This window comes from Acidovorax sp. FG27, from assembly GCF_040365715.1.
In the GTDB taxonomy this organism is placed as follows: Bacteria; Pseudomonadota; Gammaproteobacteria; order Burkholderiales; family Burkholderiaceae_C; genus Paracidovorax.
The window spans coordinates 501901-521212 of sequence record NZ_BAABVY010000002.1 but is presented as its reverse complement, the minus strand read 5'-3'; the positions used below and the strand labels follow the sequence as shown (position 1 = coordinate 521212).

19 protein-coding genes are annotated in these 19312 nt (G+C 71.9%); 10 read left to right on the top strand and 9 right to left on the bottom strand.

Annotated features, from left to right (window positions below; genetic code table 11):
- The 4 genes from ABWV53_RS02875 to ABWV53_RS02860 all read left to right on the top strand — a co-directional run.
- Nucleotides 1–195 (top strand): response regulator transcription factor (locus tag ABWV53_RS02875; RefSeq protein WP_353362703.1); only part of this gene is annotated, 195 nt, incomplete at its 5' end.
- 242 nt (nucleotides 196–437) lie between these two features.
- Nucleotides 438–767: a hypothetical protein gene (locus ABWV53_RS02870; protein ID WP_353362701.1), complete on the top strand. Its 330-nt coding sequence runs from the start codon at nucleotides 438–440 to the stop codon at nucleotides 765–767.
- Nucleotides 768–977: 210 nt separating this feature from the next.
- Complete coding sequence (locus ABWV53_RS02865; protein WP_353362699.1) at nucleotides 978–1619, top strand: CHASE4 domain-containing protein; 642 nt, start codon at nucleotides 978–980, stop codon at nucleotides 1617–1619.
- Nucleotides 1620–2969, top strand: a complete 1350-nt coding sequence (locus tag ABWV53_RS02860; protein ID WP_353362756.1) for a putative bifunctional diguanylate cyclase/phosphodiesterase — start codon at nucleotides 1620–1622, stop codon at nucleotides 2967–2969.
- Nucleotides 2970–3059: 90 nt separating this feature from the next.
- Here the strand turns inward: ABWV53_RS02860 and ABWV53_RS02855 are convergent, their stop codons facing one another.
- The 3 genes from ABWV53_RS02855 to ABWV53_RS02845 form a co-directional block, all read right to left on the bottom strand.
- A complete protein-coding gene (locus ABWV53_RS02855; protein ID WP_353362697.1) occupies nucleotides 3060–3842 on the bottom strand; it encodes a hypothetical protein in 783 nt (260 codons plus the stop codon).
- Nucleotides 3832–5742, bottom strand: coding sequence for a potassium transporter Kup (locus tag ABWV53_RS02850; RefSeq protein WP_353362695.1), 1911 nt, complete (start codon nucleotides 5740–5742; stop codon nucleotides 3832–3834). Before ABWV53_RS02850 ends, ABWV53_RS02855 begins: the two co-directional genes overlap by 11 nt.
- A 225-nt stretch (nucleotides 5743–5967) precedes the next feature.
- Nucleotides 5968–6294 (bottom strand): plasmid stabilization protein, encoded by a 327-nt coding sequence (locus tag ABWV53_RS02845; RefSeq protein WP_353362693.1) that lies wholly within the window; start codon nucleotides 6292–6294, stop codon nucleotides 5968–5970.
- A gap of 299 nt (nucleotides 6295–6593) precedes the next feature.
- Between ABWV53_RS02845 and ABWV53_RS02840 the strand changes: the two genes are divergently transcribed.
- The 6 genes from ABWV53_RS02840 (at nucleotide 6594) to ABWV53_RS02815 (ending at nucleotide 12402) form a co-directional block, all read left to right on the top strand.
- Nucleotides 6594–7406: a crotonase/enoyl-CoA hydratase family protein gene (locus ABWV53_RS02840; protein ID WP_353362691.1), complete on the top strand. Its 813-nt coding sequence runs from the start codon at nucleotides 6594–6596 to the stop codon at nucleotides 7404–7406.
- Entirely contained in the window at nucleotides 7406–9541 is a 2136-nt protein-coding gene (locus ABWV53_RS02835; RefSeq protein WP_353362689.1) for an acetate--CoA ligase family protein, read from the top strand. The genes ABWV53_RS02840 and ABWV53_RS02835 overlap by 1 nt, the downstream gene beginning before the upstream one ends.
- 2 nt (nucleotides 9542–9543) lie before the next feature.
- Nucleotides 9544–10482, top strand: a complete 939-nt coding sequence (locus tag ABWV53_RS02830; protein ID WP_353362687.1) for an amidohydrolase family protein — start codon at nucleotides 9544–9546, stop codon at nucleotides 10480–10482.
- A 34-nt stretch (nucleotides 10483–10516) separates the two neighbouring features.
- Complete coding sequence (locus ABWV53_RS02825) at nucleotides 10517–11269, top strand: alpha/beta fold hydrolase (protein ID WP_353362685.1); 753 nt, start codon at nucleotides 10517–10519, stop codon at nucleotides 11267–11269.
- Nucleotides 11259–11777, top strand: a complete 519-nt coding sequence (locus ABWV53_RS02820) for a nuclear transport factor 2 family protein (RefSeq protein WP_353362683.1) — start codon at nucleotides 11259–11261, stop codon at nucleotides 11775–11777. The genes ABWV53_RS02825 and ABWV53_RS02820 overlap by 11 nt, the downstream gene beginning before the upstream one ends.
- Nucleotides 11778–11910: 133 nt before the next feature.
- Nucleotides 11911–12402: a MarR family winged helix-turn-helix transcriptional regulator gene (locus ABWV53_RS02815; RefSeq protein ID WP_353362681.1), complete on the top strand. Its 492-nt coding sequence runs from the start codon at nucleotides 11911–11913 to the stop codon at nucleotides 12400–12402.
- A 42-nt stretch (nucleotides 12403–12444) separates the two neighbouring features.
- Here the strand turns inward: ABWV53_RS02815 and ABWV53_RS02810 are convergent, their stop codons facing one another.
- From ABWV53_RS02810 to ABWV53_RS02785, 6 genes are all read right to left on the bottom strand, one after another.
- Nucleotides 12445–13416, bottom strand: a complete 972-nt coding sequence (locus tag ABWV53_RS02810) for a PDR/VanB family oxidoreductase (RefSeq protein WP_353362679.1) — start codon at nucleotides 13414–13416, stop codon at nucleotides 12445–12447.
- A complete protein-coding gene (locus tag ABWV53_RS02805; protein WP_353362677.1) occupies nucleotides 13413–14486 on the bottom strand; it encodes a Rieske 2Fe-2S domain-containing protein in 1074 nt (357 codons plus the stop codon). Before ABWV53_RS02805 ends, ABWV53_RS02810 begins: the two co-directional genes overlap by 4 nt.
- A 45-nt stretch (nucleotides 14487–14531) precedes the next feature.
- The gene (locus ABWV53_RS02800) at nucleotides 14532–15317 is read right to left on the bottom strand and encodes an SDR family NAD(P)-dependent oxidoreductase (RefSeq protein ID WP_353362675.1); all 786 of its coding nucleotides are present in this window, start codon (nucleotides 15315–15317) and stop codon (nucleotides 14532–14534) included.
- 34 nt (nucleotides 15318–15351) lie between these two features.
- Nucleotides 15352–16167, bottom strand: a complete 816-nt coding sequence (locus ABWV53_RS02795) for a crotonase/enoyl-CoA hydratase family protein (protein WP_353362673.1) — start codon at nucleotides 16165–16167, stop codon at nucleotides 15352–15354.
- Between the two features lie 32 nt (nucleotides 16168–16199).
- Nucleotides 16200–17759 (bottom strand): acyl CoA:acetate/3-ketoacid CoA transferase, encoded by a 1560-nt coding sequence (locus ABWV53_RS02790; protein ID WP_353362671.1) that lies wholly within the window; start codon nucleotides 17757–17759, stop codon nucleotides 16200–16202.
- 183 nt (nucleotides 17760–17942) lie between these two features.
- A complete protein-coding gene (locus ABWV53_RS02785) occupies nucleotides 17943–19190 on the bottom strand; it encodes a thiolase family protein (protein ID WP_353362669.1) in 1248 nt (415 codons plus the stop codon).
- Nucleotides 19191–19312: the final 122 nt, after the last annotated feature.

The window sequence follows — 19312 nt, the reverse complement described above, 5'->3', positions numbered from 1 at the left end:
GAGGCCGAGGTGCTCTACTGGCTGCTCAAGGGCAAGACCAACCGCGACATCGGCGACATCCTCGGCTCCAGCCCGGCCACGGTGAAAAAGCACCTGGAGCGCGTGTACGTCAAGCTGGGGGTCGAGACCCGCACGGCGGCGGCGGGCATCGCCATGGCCCGCATCCGGCAGACGCACCCGCAGTTCGAGGGTTGATCCCTCGCATGGGCCGCGCCGGCGGGAGCCGCGTGCGGACCGGGGTTTTGCGCGGGCTTTCAGGTGTTTCAGGGCTGCAGCGCTTGATGCATGGGGGTCTGATGCTATGAAAAGTGTAGCGTAATCGCCCCGGATGACGCACGCCGCGTTACGTTCTGAGACAATCCAGCGGCGTCTTTTCCGCGCCGCCCGCCGCGCCCGCCGCGCCCGCCGGGCGCCGCCGCCGGCCCCGCGCCGGCCCCTTGCCTTCCATAACCGACCTTCCGCCGCTGCGCTGGGCCGCCCTGCGCCGCAACCACCCTCTGCTGCTGCGACTCTTTCCCGCCATCTGGGCCCTGCTGGTGCTGATCGGCGTGGGCGTCCACTCGCTGGTGACGAACGCGCTGAGCCAGGATGCCGACGTGCAGCAGCGCTCGCGCACCTTCATCGCCCACAGCCTGGAGCAGCAGCGCGGCGAGATCGGCCGCAACATCATCAACTACAGCAAGTGGGGCGAGGCCTACCGCCACCTGCACCTCACGGTGGACAAGGCGTGGGCCGACGACCAGCGCAACGTGGGCGACATCCCTTAGAACGTGTTTACGATCTCGCAGGGGATCGCGTTGGAGCGCAATCGGGATGAGTGGATGCTGCGGATGCGCCGCATGGGCTCGTGCCCATGCAAGCAGCCGGAGCCTCCAATCGCCCGATTTCGCTCCAACCCGAAGGGCAGCGGTGTGGGCGGGCGCTCTGCGGCGTTGCGGCGCTTGTGGATAGCCGTGCTATCCACTGCGCACCGCGCCTTGCAGCCCACCCGCCCACACCGCTGCGCGACCCCTGGGAGATCGTCAACACGTTCTTACGCCCTGTACGGCTACAACGGCGTCTGGGTGGTCGATGGCGCCGGCCGCACGGTCTATGGCGTCGTCGATGGCAAGCCCTCGGCGACGGCCCTGACCGACTGGCTGCAGGGCGACGTGGAGGGCCTCGTCGCGCAGGCCCGCTCGCCGGCGCTGGCGGACGGCAGCGTGGTGCGGGCGCTGGAAGTCGCCGGCATGCCCGCCATCGTCGCCGCCGCCACCATCACGCCGGGCTGGGACCCGTCCATCCGCGTGCGGCCCGGGCCGGCCTCGGTGATGATGTTCGTCACCGTGCTCGACCCGGACCGGCTGGCGCAGCTGAGCGTCAACTACGGCCTGCCACTGCTCACCGCCTCGCGCCAGCCGCTGGCCGGCCACGAGTCCATGCCGCTGCTGGAATCGGCCATCCAGCTGAACTGGCAGCCGCCCCGGCCGGGCCGCGACCTGCTGCGGCAGACGCTGCCGCTCTTCGTCGCCAGCGTGCTGCTGCTGGCCGTCGTGCTCTACCTGCTGCTGCGGCACGTGCTCGCCGCCGGGCGGCAGATCGCCGCCCAGCTGCAGGAGCTGCGCGCCGGCCAGGCCTAGCTGCGGAACCTGTCGCTGCACGACGCGCTGACCGGCCTGCCCAACCGGCGGCAGCTCGACACGTTCCTGTCGCAGCACCTGGCCGCGTCCGGCGACGGGGCGCAGCCCCGGCTGGCGCTGCTCAGCCTCGATCTGGACCGCTTCAAGCCCGTCAACGACGCGCTGGGCCATGCCTTCGGCGACCGCGTGCTGCAGGAGGTCGCACAGCGCCTGCGCGCCCAGGCCGCGCCCGGCGGCATGGCGGCGCGCGTGGGCGGCGACGAGTTCATCCTGGCGCTGCCGCAGCCGCCGGGCGCGCCCGCCGAATGCGCCGGCCTGGAGGCCGTGTGCGCCGGCCTCGAGGCGGTGTGCGCCCACGTCATCGCCGCGCTGTGCGAGCCCATCCGCCTGGACGGGCAGGCGGTCTTCATCGGCACCAGCGTGGGCGTGGCGCTGGCGCCCGACCATGCCCGCACGGCCGACGAGCTGCTGCGGCGCGGCGACATCGCCCTCTACGAGGCCAAGGCGGCAGGCCGCGACACCTGGCGGCTCTACACCGACGCCATGAACGCCGACGTGCTGGCCCGCCGGCAGATCGAGCAGGAGCTGCGCGACGCGCTGCAGCGCGGCGAGCTGCGCGTGCACTACCAGCCGCGCTATGCGCTGGCCGGGAGCGCGGTGCGCGGGCTGGAGGCACTGGTGCGCTGGCAGCATCCCACGCGCGGCCTGCTGCTGCCGCAGGAATTCATTCCGCTGGCCGATGACACCGGCCTCATCCAGCCGTTGGGCGAATGGGTGCTGCGCACCGCGTGCCGCGAGGCCGCCGGCTGGCCGGCCGGGGTGGGCGTGTCGGTGAACGTGTTGCCCGGCCAGCTGGGCGGCAGCCACCGGGCCTTCCCCCAGGTGGTGGCGCAGGCCCTGGAGGACAGCGGCCTCGCGCCCGGCCGGCTGGAACTGGAGATCACCGAACGGGTGCTGCTGGGCCACGAGCAGGGCGCGCTGCCCATGCTCACGGCGCTCAAGCAGCTGGGCGTGCGGCTCAGCCTGGACGATTTCGGCACCGGCTTCTCTTCGCTGGCCTATCTGCGCCAATACCCGCTGGACGGCATCAAGATCGACCGCAGCTTCGTGGCCGCGCTGCCCAGCCAGGGCAACGACCGGGCCATCGTGCAGGCCATGAGCGAGCTCGGCCGGTCGCTGGGCCTGACGGTGACTGCCGAAGGGGTGGAGACCCAGGCGGAGCTGGACTGGCTGCTGCGCCACGCCTGCGACGAGGTGCAGGGCTTTCACTTCAGCGCGCCGCTGCCGCCGGAACAACTGGCCGCGCTGTGGGAGCCGGCGGGCGGGCAGGGTGGCCCGGGCGATGCTTGATTCGGGGTGTTTTGGGGCTGTGGCGCTTCATTCATGAATGCGTCTAGCTATCAAATTAATAGCTGAAACGCCCGGACCCGGGACGGCACGTTAGAACCGCACCCCGGTGGACAAGCGCACCATGTTCTGCGGCGTGAAGTTCACCAGCGGGTCCCACGCGGCGCGCACGAACCACTCGGGCCCGTCGTAGCCCACCGACAGGCCGGCGCGGCGAACGAACCGGCCGTCCACCGTGCCCTGCTTGGCCAGCAGGTCGACCGTGAGCCGCTCGCCGCCCGGCCGTGGGCTGCGCCACACCAAGTGCACGTTTTGCTGATCGGGGTTCTGCCGGTTGTCGCGCACCAGCTGCAGCGCCAGGGTGTCGCCGCTGCGCCAGCGGTGGCTGCCATACACGCTGTAGGCGTCGTTGGGGTCGAAGTTCAGGTTGGCGTAGTCGCGCAGGTTGGTGCGCCCCAGGCCCGCGCCCACCACCCAGGTGCTGCCGGTCTCCACCGCCACGCTGCCACCCACGAAGCCGCCCGAGGCGACCTGCACCGACGGCAGCACGCGCCAGTCGCCCATGGCGACGGTGCGGTCCCACCCCGCGCGCGGCTGCGAGAAGCCGAGCGCGGGGGAGCGGAACACGCCCACCCACCACTGGTCGTCGGCCCGGCTGTAGCGCAGGTTCAAGTCCAGCCCCGGGCCGGAGGGCAGGCCGCCGCCGGAGACCTGGTAGAGGCCCGTGGTGAGCTTGAAGGCGCCGGTCGCATCGCCCGCCGTGTCGGTGGCTGCGCGGGCGGGTGGCGCTGCCAGGGCGGCGACGCACAAGGCCGCCAGCACGGCGGCGGGTGCGCCGGGGAGCGGCGGGCAGGGTGTCGGGGTGTCAGAGTGCACGGCGTCCGATCTCGATCAGGCGGTTGTCGGGCAGCTGGAAGTAGTCGGAGGCACGCGCCGCGTTGCGCTGCAGCGACCCGAAGACCGCCTGGCGCACGGCGCCCAGGCCGGCGAGCCGGCCCGCGCCCAGCGAAGCGCGCGAGGTGAAGTACGAGGTGGACATCGACTCGATGGGCAGGCCCTTCTGGTAGGCCAGCAGCCGCAGCGTCTCGGGCACGTCGGGCCGCTCCATGAAGCCGTGGCTCGCCGTCACGCACCAGACGCCGTGGCCCAGCTCGCGGGCCTGCAGGCGCCCCTCGGGCGGCACGCGGGGCACCGGGCGGGTGCGCACGGCCAGCACCACCACGCGTTCGTGCAGCACCTGGTTGTGCTTGAGGTTGTGCAGCAGCGCATGCGGCACGCTGTCGGCGTCGGCGGTCAGGAACACGGCGGTGCCGCGCACCCGGTGCGGCATGCCGTGCGCAAGGGCCTCGACGAAGGGCGAGAGCGGCATGCGCTCCTGCGCTGCCGCCTGCTCGGCCGCCCGCCGGCCCCGCGCCCAGGTGGTGAAGATGAACAGCACCAGCGCCGCGACCGCCAGGGTGAGCCAGCCGCCATCGGCGATCTTCAGCGTGTTGGCCACGATGAAGGTGACGTCCACCAGCGCGAAGCAGCCCACGCCCAGGCCCACCGCCAGCGGGTTCCAGCGCCACAGCCGCAGCGCCACCACGCCGGCCAGCAAGGTGGTGGTGAGCATGGTGAGCGACACGGCGATGCCGTAGGCGGCCGATAGCGCGCTGGAGCTGCGGAAGGCCAGCACCAGCAGCAGCACGCCGGCCATGAGCAGCCAGTTCATCGTGGGCAGGTAGATCTGGCCGATGGCGGCGCCGGAGGTCTGCACGATGCGCATGCGCGGCAGGTAGCCCATGCGGATGGCTTGCGCCGTCATGGAGAACGCGCCCGAGATCACCGCCTGCGAGGCGATGACCGTGGCGCAGGCCGCCAGCCCCACCACCGGCAGGGTGGCCCAGGCGGGGAAGAGGCGGAAGAACGGGTTGTCGATGGCGGCGGGGTCGGCCAGCACCAGCGCGCCCTGGCCGAAGTAGTTGAGCACCAGCGAGGGCAGGGCGATGAACAGCCAGGCGAGCCGGATGGGCGTGGCGCCGAAATGGCCCATGTCGGCGTAGAGCGCCTCGCCGCCGGTGAGCGCGAGGAACACCGCCCCCAGCACGGCCAGCGACTGGGCCGGATGCGTGGCCAGGAACCGGACGGCCCAGCGCGGGTCGACGGACTGCAGCACCCCGGGGTTCTGCGCGATCTGCAGCAGGCCCGACACCGCCAGCACGCCGAACCAGAGCAGCATCACCGGCCCGAACACGCGGCCCACCGACTCGGTGCCCCAGCGCTGCACGAAGAAGAGCCCGATGAGCACCAGCAGCGTGATCGGCACCACGTAGGGCTTGAACACCGGCGTGGCGACTTCCAGCCCCTCGACGGCCGACAGCACCGAGATGGCGGGCGTGATCAGGCTGTCGCCATAGAACATGGCCGCGCCCAGCAGCCCCAGGCCGGCGACCGCCCGCCAGGCCCACGGGCGGGCGCCGCCGCGCTCCAGCGCCTGCGCGGCCAGGCCCTGCAGCGCGAGGATGCCGCCTTCGCCGTCGTGGTCGGCGCGCAGCACGAACACCACGTACTTCAGGGTGAGGACCAGCATCAGCCCCCACAGCACCAGCGACAGCAGGCCGAGCACGGCGGCCCGGTCCAGCGCCACGCCGTGCTCGGGGTTCAGGCATTCCTTGAAGGCATAGAGCGGCGAGGTGCCGATGTCGCCGAACACCACGCCGAGCGCGGCCACGGTCAGGGCGGATCGTGCGGCAAGGCCGGGGGCAGGGGCTTGCGCGCGCGCCGGAGTGGAAGTCATGGGCGAGAAGGGCAGTGGAGCGTCGGCGCATTGTGCGTCGGCGGCCGCGGCCGGTCACGGGCCGGGCCGGCGCGGTGATGCACCCGCGCAACGGCGCGCAACAGTGCGCGAAGGGGCCGCTCGCGCCCCGGCGCCTCTCTGTGCGATTTCAGGGGCCTTTCAGACCCGCAGCGCTTGATCTACCTGCGCATGCAGCTATGAAAAGCATAGCAAACGGCGGAAGGTTCAGCGTCCCACGGCCTTTTCCAGCTCGGCCTTGTTCATCTTCGAGCGGCCGGCGATGCCCTTCTTGCGCGCCTCTTCATACAACTGCTCGCGCGTGCGGCCCTGCGCGCCGCTGTGCGAGCGCTTCCCGCCGCGCACCGGCGCCGGCGTGTCGCGCACGGTCTTGGGGTTGGGATTTTTGGCCTCGCCGTGCTGGGCGCGCTCCTTGTTGACGGTGCGCGCCGCGATCGACTCCGCCGTCCTGGTGCTGCGCCCCTGCTCCTTCAGGCTGTCCTTGATGTGTTCGTACTGGCGTTCGCGCTTGGCGCTCCAGGCGGCTTTGGGCATGGCGGACCTTTCAGGGTGACGACGATCCGGCGATCTGAACCGCCCCCGCGGCGCCCGCCTGTCGGCGGGAGGGCGGGGCGGGCGTAGGACACCCCGCGATGGCCGAGCGGAGGCAGCGTTCCCGGGCAAGCCCTGCCCGAATCCGCAGATGCACCCGGCGCGGTGATTCGTGCAGAGGTTCCATAGGGTTTCACCCAGGCGCTGGCCGAGAGCGTTCGACTACGATCAAAACGTTATCCAAGCTAATCATTTGGTAGTGATGATGAACCGCATCCCGCTGCCATTCCCGAGGTATCGCCATGCCCACTGCATCTCCACCGACGGCCTACACCCATCTCCAGGTGCGCCACGAAGGCGCGGTGACCTGCCTGACGCTGAACCGGCCGCACAAACGCAACGCCCTCAGCCTGCAGGTCATCGCGGAACTGCGCCATGCCATCGACCACCTGCCCGAATCGACCGGAGCCGTCGTGCTCGATGGCGCGGGCGAGCACTTCTGCGCGGGGCTCGACCTGAGCGAGCTGGCCGAGACCTCGCCCGCCGAGGGGCTGATGCACTCGCGCACCTGGTACGAGGCGTTCGAGCGCATCCAGTTCGGCCGCTGCCCCGTGGTGTGCGTGATGCACGGCGCGGTCATCGGCGGCGGGCTGGAGCTGGCCTCCGTCGCCCATGTGCGGGTGGCCGAGCAGGGCGCCTATTTCGGCCTGCCGGAGGGCCAGCGCGGCATCTTCCTGGGTGGCGGCGGGTCGGTGCGCGTCTCCAAGCTGATCGGCGCCTCGCGCGTGGCCGAGATGATGTTGACCGGGCACGTCTACACGGCGGACGAAGGCCTGGCGATCGGCCTGGCCCACCACGTGGTCGCCGCCGGCGAGGGCCTCCGCAAGGGCATGGAGCTGGCGGCGCGCATCGCCACCAACGCGCCGCTTTCCAACTTCGCCATCATGCACGCGCTGCCGCTCATCGCCGAGCAGCCCATGTCGCACGGCCTCATGACCGAGGGCCTGATGGCCACCATCACCCAATCCGACGCCGAAGCCAAGGCCCGCATGCAGGCCTTTCTGCAAAAGCGCGCCGGCAAGGTCACCCCCGAAGCCCACCAAGGAGTCCGCTGATGGACGCGCAAGTGACGTTGACCCATGACCTGCAACCCCTGGTGGCGCCGCGCTCGGTTGCCATCGTGGGCCTTTCGACCAAGCCCGGCTCGGCCGGCATGGTGGTGCTGCAGAACCTGATGACCGCCGGCTATGGCGGCGACCTGCACCTGGTGGGGCGCAGCGGCGGCGTGGTCGATGGCCGCACCGTGCTGACCTCGGTGGCCGAACTGCCCGAGGGCGTGGACCTGGCCATCCTGCTGCTGCCGTCGGACGTGGTGCTGGACACCGTGAAGGCCTGCGTGGCGCGCGGCGTGCGCGCCGGCGTGTGCTTCGCCTCCGGCTTCGCCGAAATGGGTGACGAAGGCCGCGCCCGGCAGCAGGAGATTGCCGACACCGCCCGCGCCGGCGGCATGCGCCTGCTGGGGCCCAACACCATCGGCTTCTTCAACAACGTCGACGGCTTCCACGTCTCGATGGTCAAGCTGACGCTGCCGCCCCGCCTGCGCCCGGAGGACGGCCCGGCCGTGGCCGTGGTGGCGCAAAGCGGCGGCATCGGCGTGCACGTATCGGCCGCGCTGCAGTCGCGCGGCGTGCCCGTCTCGTACGTGCTGGCGACCGGCAACGAGGCGCAGATCGGCCTGGCCGAGGTGCTGCGCTTCCTGGCCCGCGACCCGGCCACCGCCACGGCGGTGATCTATGCCGAGCAGATCCGCTCGGTGCCCGCCGTGCTGCAGGCCCTGGCCGACATGCGCGCCGCCGGCAAGCGCGTGGTGCTGCTGCACCCCGGCCGCAGCGAATTGGCGCAGCAGGCCACCAGCTCGCACACCGGCGCGCTGGCCGGCAACCATGCAGCCATGCGCCTGGCGGTGGAGCGTGCCGGCGTGCTGGTGGTGGACAGCCTGGAAGAGGCCATCGACCTGGGCGAGCTGATGCTGCGCTTCCCCGTGCCACCCTTGGGCGGGCTGGGCCTGATCACCGCCTCGGGCGCTCTCTGCGGCATTGCGCTCGACTACCTGGAGCCGCTGGAGCTGGCCATGCCGCCCATGTCGCCCGCGCAGATGGAGTCGCTGCGCGAACACCTGCCGGCCTACACGCCGCCGCGCAACCCGCTGGACCTGGGCACGCTGGTCGACCCCCGGCCCGACCTGATCGGCCTGGGCGTGGTCGCGCAGCAGGAAGACCCGGCCATCGGCAGCCTGCTGGTGTCGCTGCCCATGCCCTCGCCGCAGCTGGCGCCCGTGTGGCTCGATTCCTTCCTGCAGGGCATGAAAGGGCGCAGCAAGCCCGCCATCTTCGTGATGCAGAACGAAGGCGTGCCGCTGCCGGCCGAGGTGCAGGAGATGGCCGTGCGCTCCGGCACCGTGCTGATGCGCTCGCCCGAACGCGCCCTGCGCGCGCTGGCCCGCTTCGCCCGCCATGGCCGGCTGCAGGCCGAATGGCAGGCCAAGACCGAGGCGGCCGCTGCCCCGGCGCTGGTGGGCCTGCCCGCGCTGCCCCCCGGCACGCTGCCCGAATGGCAGGGCAAGGAACTGCTGCGCGCGGCGGGCCTGGCCACGCCGGCCGGCGCACTGGCCACCACGGCCGACGAGGCCGTGGCCGTGGCGGCGCGCATCGGCTACCCGATGGTCATCAAGGCCCAGGCCGCGCGCCTGGCCCACAAGACCGAGGCCGGCGGCGTGCTGCTGAACCTTCGGGACGAAGCCGCGCTGCGCGCCGGGTGGCAGCAGCTGCATGACAACATCCGCCGCCACGACGCCAGCCTGGTGCTGGACGGCGTGCTGGTCGAGGCCATGGGCGAGCGCGGCGCGGAGCTGGTGATCGGCGCCGTGCGCGATCCGCAGTGGGGCCCGGTCGTGATGGTGGGCCTGGGCGGCATCTGGGTGGAGGCGCTGGGCGACGTGCAGCTCATGCCGGCCGACCTGCCGCTGCCGGCCATCGTCTCGCGGTTGCGGGCGCTCAAGGGCGCCAAGCTGCTGCAGGGCTTCCGCGGCGCGCCGCCGGTCGATCTGCAGGCCGTGGCGCGGGCCGTGGCCACGGTGGGCGCGCTGATGGCGGCGCGGCCCGACATCGCCGAGATCGACATCAACCCGCTGGTGGCCTACGGCGAAGGACGGGGCGTGCTGGCGCTCGACGCGCTGGTCGTGGTGCGCTGAACATGGCCGGCGCGCCGTTCCTCGATGCGGTGGTCGCCATCGACATGCACACGCATGCGACGCGCTCCACCCGCAACCCGCCGGACGAAGTGGCCATCGCCATCGACGCGGCGATGGACGCGTACTTCAAGCAGACGCTGCCGCGCCCCACCATCGACGAGACGGCGGCCTACTACCGCGAGCGCAACATGCTCGCGGTGATCTTCCCGGTCGATACCGAACGCGAGACCGGCCAGGCGCGCATCACCAACGAAGAGGTGGCCGAAGACGCCGCCCGCCACCCCGATGCGCTGATCCCCTTCGCCAGCATCGACCCGCTGCGCGGCAGGATGGGCGCGCGCGAGGTGCGGCGCCTGGTGCAGCACCATGGCGTGCGGGGCTTCAAGTTCCACCCCTCGGCCCAGGGCTTCTACCCCAACGACCGGGCCGCCTACACGGTCTATGAAGCCATCGCCGAAGCCGGCCTGCCGGCCATCTTCCACAGCGGCCAGACCGGCGTGGGCGCGGGCCTGCCGGGCGGCGGCGGTATCCGCCTGAAGTATTCCGACCCGATGTTCCTGGACGACGTGGCGGTGGACTTTCCGGCCATGCCCATCGTCATCGCCCACCCGTCCTTCCCGTGGCAGGACAACGCGCTGGCCGTGGCCACGCACAAGCCCAACGTGTACATCGACCTCTCGGGCTGGTCGCCGCGCTACTTTCCGCCGCAGCTGGTGCACCACGCCAACACGCTGCTCAAGCACAAGGTGCTGTTCGGCTCCGACTACCCGGTCATCACGCCGGACCGCTGGCTGCAGGATTTCGAGGCGCTGGACATCCGCCCCGAGGTGCGTCCGCTGATTCTCAAGCGCAACGCCATCCGGCTGCTGGGCCTGGACCGCGACCCGGTGCTGGGCCGCTACCAGCGCCTGCAGCCGCCGGCGGCGGCGGGCTGCTGCTGACCGGACGCAAGGAATGAAGGAACAAGGCCCGGCCATGAACCTGCCTGCAACGAACCCGGCTTCCCGGCCCACACTGGTGCTGCTGCCGGGCCTCCTGTGCGACGACGCGGTCTGGGCGGACCAGCGGGCCGCGCTTGGCGCGCAGTACGACGTGGTCGTGGGCGATTACGGCCGGCTGGATCGCATCGACGCCATGGCCCGCCACCTGCTGCAGACCCTTGCGGCCCCGCGCCTGCTGCTGGCCGGCCATTCGATGGGCGGCCGCGTCGCGCTCGAGATGGTGCGCCAGGCGCCGGAGCGCGTCGCCGGGCTGGCGCTGCTGGACACCGGCACCGCACCCCGTCCCGCAGGCCCCGCGGGGGAAGAAGAACGCCAGGGCCGCCTCGCCCTGCTGGCGCTGGCCCGCGCCGACGGCATGGCCGCGATGGCCCGGCGCTGGGCCGCACCCATGGTGCACCCCGACGTGGTCGGCACGCCGCTCTTCGAGCGCATCGTGGCCATGGTGGCGCGCAGCGACCCCGACCGCTTCGCCGCGCAGATCGAGGCCCTGCTGCATCGGCCCGACGCGCAGCCCGTGCTGCAGGGCCTGCGCTGCCCCCTGCTGCTGCTGTGCGGGCGGCAGGACGTCTGGAGCCCGCCCGAGCGCCACGAGGCCATGCATGCGGCGGTGCCCGGTTCCATGCTGTGCCTGGTGGATGCCTCGGGCCACATGAGCCCCATGGAGCAGCCCGGGGCGGTGTCGGCCGCGCTGGCGCGCTGGGCGTGGGCGTGTGCGCATGGCCGCTGACCCGGGCGCAGCGGCAGGGCCCCGCCCGCCGGACGACTGGCTCGACGGCGGCCTGACCTGCCCGGCGCAGGCTGCCAGGGCGCTCCGCCTGCATGCGGCGGAGCAGCGCTGCCGGGAACTGGTGCTGCGGTCTGCCGCCTGCGTGGACGCGGGGGATGCCGCCGGCCTGGCGGCGCTCTTCACGGCCGATGCCCGGCTCACCCGGCCGGGCGGGGCGCTGCTGCACGGCCAGCCGGCCATCGCCAAGGCCTATGCCGACCGGCCGGCGGGCCGCATCACCCGCCACCTGGTGTGCGGAACGCTGTTCGACGACATCGGAGAAGACCAGGCCCAGGCGACCAGCCAGGTGCTGGTGTGGACGGCCGATGCCGCCGGCGCGCCGGGGCCGCACGGCCGGCCGGCGCACCCCTTGCAGCGCATCGGCCATTTCGCCGATCGCTTCGTGCGCACCCCGGACGGCTGGCGCATCAGCCAGCGGCAGGCGGGGTTCGACCTGTTCAGCGGCTGACCGGCGCTGCGGCCCACCCGCCCGCCCACCCGCCCGCCGCCACGCGGTTTCGCACATTCCACCCGCCGAGCCGGCCATTGCGTGGTGCCCGGAGCCGGGACACTATGATTGTTACCTCGGATAAGGAGATGGCATGGATCGAACCACGGGTGCGGAGCTGGCTGAGCCGGCCAAGCGCGCCAAACCGAAGGCCCGCAAGGCGGCGCCCTCGCACGATTTTCAGAGCGACGCCCTGGGCTACAAGCTGCGCCTGGCGCAGGTGCGCGCGTTCGACCTGTTCTTCGAGATGCTGGCGCCGCTGGAGCTGTCGCCCGCCCGCGTGACGGCGCTTTCGCTCATCGCCATGAATACCGGCATCAACCAGGCCGCGCTGGCCAAGGAACTGGGGGTGGCCGGCCCCAGCGTGCTCAAGCTGGTGGATGCGCTGGAAAGCGCCCACTGGATCCGCCGGGTCGAGGTCGAGGGCGACCGCCGCCGCTATTCGCTGGAGATCACCGAGCAAGGCCAGGAACGGCTGGCCACCCTGAGCGAGCGGCTGGCCGAGTACGAGGTGCGGCTTTCGGCAGGCCTCTCAGGCGCCGAGCGCGGGACGCTCATGGATCTGCTCGACCGCGTGGCGCGTTGACGCCGGCTGGGCCGGCCTTTCCCCTGCGCTTGGCGGCCGTTTTCACAGCGCGATCACCAGCCTGGCGCTGCGTGCCCGCGAGCAGCAGGGCAGGAATTGATCGTTGGCGGCCTGTTCCTCGGGGGTGAGGTACTGATCGCGGTGGTCGGGCGTGCCGCCCACCACGCGCGTAAGGCAGGTGCCGCACACGCCCTGCTCGCATGAGGTGTAGAGCGGCAGGCCCGCATCCTGCAGCGCCTTGGCGGCAGTGCAACCCACCGGCACCGGCACGATCTGCCCGGTGCCCTCCACCTCGATGTCGAAGGCGGTGTCGCCACCGGCCGCCGGCGCGGCGGGCGTTGCGCCGAACAGCTCGCGGTGCAGCCGCGCCGGGGCCCACTGCCGTTCGGCGGCGGCAGCGAAGGCGGCGTCCATGAAGCCGGCCGGCCCGCAGGCGTAGAGCTCGGTGCCTGCGGGCTGCGCGTCCAGCAGCGCCCCAATGTCCAGCGGGCCGTGCTCATCGGCCACGTGAAGTTGCGCACTGCCGGCCAGCGGCGCGGCGGCGAGCACGTCGGTGAACGCCATGCGCGCCCGGGTGCGGCCGGCATAGCGCAGGTGGAAGGGCCGCCCCTCGCGTGCCAGCTGGCGCGCCATGCTCAGCACCGGGGTGACGCCGATGCCCCCCGCCAGCAGCAGCTTGTGCGCGGGCGTGGGCTGCAGCGCGAAGTGGTTGCGCGGCGGGCTGACGGCCAGCGTCTGGCCGACCTGCAGCGCATCGTGCACGGCGGCCGAGCCCCCGCGAGAGGCCGACTCGCGCAGCACGCCCAGCACGTAGCGGTGGGTTTCCGCTGGGTCGTTGCTGAGCGAGTAGGGGCGCATCAGGCCGCCGGGCAGGTGCAGGTCCAGGTGCGAGCCGGCGGCAAAGGCCGGCAGCGCCTGGCCGGGCAGCGGCTCCAGCGTCAGCTCGACGATGCCCTCGGCGGCGGCCCGCTTGGCCGCCACGCGCAATTGCAGCAGGTCGGCGGCGGCGCTCATGCGGCGGCTCCGGCTCCCGCTCCGGCGCCGGCCGCGCGGGCGGCGACCTCGGCCGCCAGCACCCGGTCGATCACCTTGCGCGACTGCACGCCGCCGCTGTCGATGTTGAGCATCAGCAGCTTGCGGTCCGGGTAGGCCAGCAGGTTGGCCTGCTGGCGCTCCAGCATCTCCTGGTCCTCGGCGAAGATGCGGCCCTGGCCCTCGCGGATCTGCGCGGTGAGGCTCTCGTCCTGCGGCTTGAAGCGCCGCGCCATGCCCCAGAAGTAGTGGATCGAGGTGTCCGTCTCCGGCGTGATGAAGTCCACCACCCAGCTCGCGGCCTTGCACTCGTCGGGCGCGCCGTGGCCGCCCCGGCCCTGCAGCGCCACGCCGACTTCGATCATCACGTGGCTGGGCGGCGTGAAGTGGCAGATCTGCCAGCGGTCCACCGGCTGGTCGTCGGGCAGGCCGTTCATGCGCAGCGCCATCTTCCAGAAGGGCGGCGCCTCGATGCCTTCCATGTGCCGCTGGGTGACGACGTGGTCGCCCTCCACCTTCGTCTGGCAGGGCACCTCGTCGATCTCCTTCTGGCCGATGCTGCTGGCGTGCACATATGTTTCGTGCGTCAGGTCCATCAGGTTGTCGATCATCAGCTGGTAGCCGCAGGCGATGTGGTAGAGGCCGCCGCCGTAGCCGAACGCCGGGTTGCCCATCCATTCGAAGCGCGGCAGCTGGCCCAGGTCGGCCAGGGCCTGGTCGCCCGGCCAGACCCAGACGAAGCCGTGCGCCTCATGCACGGCGAAGCTGCGCACCGACGGAAAGCCGCGTACCCGCTGGCAGGGCATGGACACCGGCTTGCCGTCGCAGCCCATGGCCAGGCCGTGGTAGCCGCAGACCAGCGTGTCGCCCTCGACACGGCCCAGCGACAGCGGGGCGCCCCGGTGGGGGCAGAAGTCCTCCACGGCGGCGATGGTGCCCTGGCCGTTGCGGAAGAAGGCCATGGGCACGTTGCAGATGCGGCGCCCGAGCGGGCTGTCGTTCGGAATCTCTTCGCTGCGGGCGGCGACATACCAGGTGTTGACAGGGAACATGGGGGCGTCTCCTTGGGGGGCCTTTATCGTGCGTTCGTCGTGGGGTCAGCGCGGCGCCATGCGCAGCGCGCCGTCCAGCCGGATCACCTCGCCGTTCAGGTGGCCGTTGCCGGCGATGTGCAGCGCCAGCGCGGCGAATTCCTCGGGGTGGCCCAGCCGCTTGGGGAACGGAATCGATTCGGCCAGCGATTGCTGCACGGGCTCCGGCAGCTCCTTGAGCAGCGGCGTGGCGAAGATGCCCGGCGCGATGGTGCACACGCGGATGCCCCACTGCGCCAGGTCGCGCGCCAGCGGCAGCGTCATGCCGGCCACGCCGGCCTTGGATGCGGCATAGGCCTCCTGCCCCACCTGGCCGTCGAATGCGGCCACCGAGGCGGTGTTCACGATCACGCCGCGCGCGCCGTCTTCCAGCGGCTCCAGCTTCGCGGCACGGGCCGCCATCAGCCGCACCATGTTGTAGGTGCCCACCAGGTTGATGCGCACGGTGCGCTCGAAGTCGGCCAGTGGCGCGGGCGCGCCGTCGCGCTGGATCACCCGCTTGGCGCCGCCGATGCCGGCGATGTTCATGAGGATGCGCGCATCGCCGTGCGCATCGGCCGCGGCATGGACGGCGGCGATGGCCGAGGCCTCGTCGCTGATGTCGCACCGCAGCGCGAGCGCCTGCCCGCCCTCGGCGCGGATGTCGGCGGCCACGCGCTCCGCGCCGGGCAGGTGGATGTCCAGCAGCGCCACGCGGGCGCCGGCGGCGGCCAGGGCGCGGGCCACGGCCTCGCCCAGGCCGGAGCCCGCGCCGGTGACCAGGGCGGCCTGGTTCTCGAAGTTGGTTGGCATGGTGCGTCGTCTCCTTGTTCGTTCGGTGAGCGGGTCAGGCGGCCTTGACCACCTTGGCGGCCCGGCCCTGCAGGAAGTCCGCCAGCCGCTGCTTGGCGGCCTCGTCGCCCTGGGCGATGGCCGACATGAGCGATTCGACGAACAGGCCGTCGGACTGGGCCATGTCGGCGATGCGCGGCAGCGCCTGCACGATGGCGTAGTTGGACAGGGGCGCATTGGTGGCGATGCGCTGCGCCAGCGCCACCGCCTTGGCGAGCGATTCGCCCTCGGGCACCACGTACTGCGCCAGGCCCCGCTCACGGCCCTCGGCCGCGTCCAGCACGCGGCCGGTGAGCATCATGTCGGTCATGCAGGCCACGCCCACCAGGCGCGGAATGCGCGCCGAGCCGCCCCCGCCCACGAAGATGCCGCGCTGGCCTTCGGGCAGGCCGAAGTAGGTGCTGCCGTCGGCCACGCGGATGTGGCAGGCGGCGGCCAGCTCCAGCCCGCCGCCCACCACGGCGCCGTGCAGCGCGGCCACCACCGGCATGCGGTAGTACTGCAGCGCATCCATCACGGCATGCCAGCCGCGCGAATGTTGGATGCCCTCGGCCACGGTGCGCTCGGACAGGTCGGACAAATCGAGCCCGGCGCAGAAGTGCTGCCCCTCGCCGCTGATGACCAGGGCCTGCGCGGAAGAGGGCAGCTGGATCAGCGCGGTGTGCAGCTGCTGCATCAGCGCTTCGTTGATCGCATTGCGCTTGGCGGGCCGGTTCAGGCGGATGTGCGCGACCGCGCCGCTGAAGGACACGTGCAGCTCGGTCAACTGGGCCAGCAGGCCGGCGGCCGGGGTGAAGTGGGGAAGGGGCATGGCGTGTGGGTTCGGTGAGGGGGTGAAGGGATTCAGCGGGCGCCGAGGGCCGCCCGCAGGCCGCCCCATTGCGTGCTGAAGAGACCGGCGTCCATGGTGCGCAGGTCGCGGATCAGCGGGTGAAAGCCCATGTGCGCGAGCACGTCGCGCTCCAGGTCGATGCCGGGGGCGATCTCGGTCAGCTCCAGGCCCTCGGGGCGCAGGCGCAGCACGGCGCGTTCGGTGATGAAGCTCACCTCCTGCTGGCGCAGCGCGGCGTCGCGGCCGTTGAAGGTGAGCTGCTCGACCTGTTCGACGAACTTGCGCGAGCGGCCTTCCTGCGCGATGGTCAGGCGCCCGCCGCCGACTTCGAGCCGCAGGCCGCCGGCCGTGAAGGTGCCGCAGAAGACCAGGCGCGGCGTGGAGCGGGTGATGTTGATGAAGCCGCCGCAGCCCACTGGCCGGCCGTTGAACTTGCTCACGTTCACGTTGCCGGCCGCATCGGTCTGCGCCAGGCCCAGGAAGCTGCAGGCCAGGCCGCCGCCGTCGTAGAAGTCGAACTGTGACGACTGCTCGATGATGGATTCGGCGTTGTAGGCCAGGCCGAAGTCGCCGCCATAGGCCGGCACGCCGCCGTTGGCGCCGCATTCGACCGAGAGGCTCAGCAGGTGGGCCGCGCCTTCCTCCGCCGCCACAGCCGGGATGCCCGCCGGAATGCCCACGCCCAGGTTGGTGAGCGCGCCGGGCTGCAGCTCCAGGGCGGCGCGGCGCGCGATGACCTTGCGCTCGTCCAGCGGCAGCGAGGGCACCGAATGCATGGGCAGCCGCACGTCGCCCGCCAGCGCGGGGTTGAACGCGGTGGTGATGGTCTGCAGATGGTTGCGCGGGTCGGCCACCACCACGTAGTCCACCAGGAAGCCCGGCACCTTGACCGACTTGGGGTGCAGGCTGCCGGCCTGCACCACGGCCTCGACCTGGGCGATGACGATGCCACCGCAGGCGCGCGCCGCCTGGGCGATGGAGAGCTGCTCCAGCAGGAGCCCTTCCTTGTCCAGGCTCAGGTTGCCGTTCTCGTCGGCATAGGTGGCCCGGATCAGCGCCACGTCGATGCGCGGGCAGGGGTAGTAGAGGCATTCCTTGCCGCCGAATTCGACCAGCTTCACCAGGTCTTCGCTGCAGGCCTTGTTCAGCTTGCCGCCTTCGATGCGCGGATCGACGAAGGTGCCCAGGCCCACCTGCGTGAGCAGGCCCGGCGTGCGCGCCGCGATGTGGCGCGTCAGGTGCGAGAGCGAGCCCTGCGGGAAGTTGTAGGCCTCGACCTCTCCGGCATGCACCAGACCCATCATGCGCGGGCCGGTCTGGCCGAAGTGGCCGGCCACCACGCGCCGCACCATGCCCGGGTGCGCCAGGTGGGCCATGCCGCCCTCGCCGCCGTTGCCGATGGCGCCGCAGGCCCAGGTGGTGAGCTGGCGGGGGTGGCCGGTGGCGAGGAAGTGTCGCTCCAGCCCCAGCAGCACGTCTTCGGCCAGGCCGGTCATGGCGATGCCGCCCAGGAAGATGGTGGCGCCGTCTTCGATGAGCGGGCCGACCTCGTCGGATTGGATGACTTTCATGCTTCGATCTTTCTCTTCAGGGGTCCAAGGGGCAGTCGCTGTCGGCTGGGGCCTTCGCAGTGCCGCGTTCTCGTTCGTCCGATGGCCGCGGAGCAGGCCAGGCCACCGGACGCCGTGGAACTGGCTTCGCCAGGCCACTGGCGGCGTCCCTCGGGGGAAGGCGCCGCAGGCGACTTAAGGGGGTCACAAGCCCGTGTTTTCGATCAGCAGCGCCATGCCTTGGCCGCCGCCCACGCAGGCGGAGACGATGGCCCAGCGGCCGCCGCGCCGGCGCAGCTCGTGCGCGGCCGTCAGGGTCAGGCGCAGGCCGGTGGCGGCCAGCGGGTGCCCCATGGCGATGGAGCCGCCGTTCACGTTCAGCCGGTCCATGTCCAGCCGCAGCTCGCGGGCGCAGGCCAGCACCTGGGCGCCCTGGGCTTCGTTGATCTCGATCAGGTCGATGTCGGCCAGCTGCAGGCCGCAGCGGTCCAGCAGCGCGCGGATGGCGGGAGCGGGGCCGATGCCCATGATCTCGGGCGGCACGCCTGCGGCGGCCGCGCCGGCCAGCCGCGCCAGTGGCTGGAGGCCCTCGGCCCGCACGCGCTGGCCGGACGTGACCACGGCGGCGGCGCCGCCATCGACCAGCGCAGCGGAGTTGCCGGCCGTCTGCACGCCGCCGTCATACACCGGGCGCAGCGTGGCCAGCACGTCCAGCGGGGACGGGCGCACATGCGTGTCGCGCGCCTGCACGCCGGCCTTGCGCGGAAGCCGGATGCCCCGCGCCTCGTAGCCGGCGAGCTCGAAGCGCACGTCCTGCACCGGGGCGATCTCTTCGTCGAAGAGGCCTGCGGCCTGCGCGGCCACGGCGCGTTCGAACGAGCGGGCGGCATAGGCGTCCACCTCGGCGCGGGTGATGCCGTAGTGGACGGCCAGGTTCTCGGCGGTCTGGATCATGGACACGCGGGCTGCCGGGTCGTCCAGCGCTTCCCAGAGGAAGTCCTTGAACTCCACCGGCGCGCCCAGGCGAAAGCCGCTGCGGTGGGTGTAGGCGCAGATGGGGTTGCGGCTCATCGATTCGGCGGCCACGGCCAGCACCGTGTCGGCATAGCCCAGCGCGATCTGGTCGGCGGCCTGGCGCAGCACCTCGAAGCCGCTGCCGCAGATGCGCTGCACGCCGATGGCAGGCGCCTGCAGGGGCACGCCGGCATAGAGGCCCACGTGGCGCGGCAGCACGAAGGCGTCGAAGTCGGCCTGCGCCATGGAGGCCACGACGGTGGACCCCACCGAGCCGGGCGCGATCCCGCCGCGAGCGAGCGCGGCCCGCGCCGTGTGGATGCCCAGGTCGGTGGGCGAGACGAGCGCGAGCGGGCCGCAGTAGTCCACCCAGGGGGTGCGGGCGCCGCAGAGCAGCCAGGTGTCGTCGATACGGCGCGAGAAGAACGTGGAGGTCATGGGCGGGCGGTACGGCGGCCGATTGCAGCGGCCGGCGAATTGATTTTTGCGGTATCAGTTAGTCTAGCTAACGATATGGAAAAAACAACGCCTTTGCCGTGCGAGCTTGCTGGGGTTTTCCC

Bases quoted from the DNA above. Each gene is read 5' to 3' on its own strand.
- ABWV53_RS02850 (WP_353362695.1), bottom strand. From the start codon at position 5,742: ATGACTTCCACTCCGGCGCGCGCGCAAGCCCCTGCCCCCGGCCTTGCC.
- ABWV53_RS02845 (WP_353362693.1), bottom strand. From the start codon at position 6,294: ATGCCCAAAGCCGCCTGGAGCGCCAAGCGCGAACGCCAGTACGAACAC.
- ABWV53_RS02840 (WP_353362691.1), top strand. From the start codon at position 6,594: ATGCCCACTGCATCTCCACCGACGGCCTACACCCATCTCCAGGTGCGC.
- ABWV53_RS02835 (WP_353362689.1), top strand. From the start codon at position 7,406: ATGGACGCGCAAGTGACGTTGACCCATGACCTGCAACCCCTGGTGGCG.
- ABWV53_RS02830 (WP_353362687.1), top strand. From the start codon at position 9,544: ATGGCCGGCGCGCCGTTCCTCGATGCGGTGGTCGCCATCGACATGCAC.
- ABWV53_RS02825 (WP_353362685.1), top strand. From the start codon at position 10,517: ATGAACCTGCCTGCAACGAACCCGGCTTCCCGGCCCACACTGGTGCTG.
- ABWV53_RS02820 (WP_353362683.1), top strand. From the start codon at position 11,259: ATGGCCGCTGACCCGGGCGCAGCGGCAGGGCCCCGCCCGCCGGACGAC.
- ABWV53_RS02815 (WP_353362681.1), top strand. From the start codon at position 11,911: ATGGATCGAACCACGGGTGCGGAGCTGGCTGAGCCGGCCAAGCGCGCC.
- ABWV53_RS02810 (WP_353362679.1), bottom strand. From the start codon at position 13,416: ATGAGCGCCGCCGCCGACCTGCTGCAATTGCGCGTGGCGGCCAAGCGG.
- ABWV53_RS02805 (WP_353362677.1), bottom strand. From the start codon at position 14,486: ATGTTCCCTGTCAACACCTGGTATGTCGCCGCCCGCAGCGAAGAGATT.
- ABWV53_RS02800 (WP_353362675.1), bottom strand. From the start codon at position 15,317: ATGCCAACCAACTTCGAGAACCAGGCCGCCCTGGTCACCGGCGCGGGC.
- ABWV53_RS02795 (WP_353362673.1), bottom strand. From the start codon at position 16,167: ATGCCCCTTCCCCACTTCACCCCGGCCGCCGGCCTGCTGGCCCAGTTG.
- ABWV53_RS02790 (WP_353362671.1), bottom strand. From the start codon at position 17,759: ATGAAAGTCATCCAATCCGACGAGGTCGGCCCGCTCATCGAAGACGGC.
- ABWV53_RS02785 (WP_353362669.1), bottom strand. From the start codon at position 19,190: ATGACCTCCACGTTCTTCTCGCGCCGTATCGACGACACCTGGCTGCTC.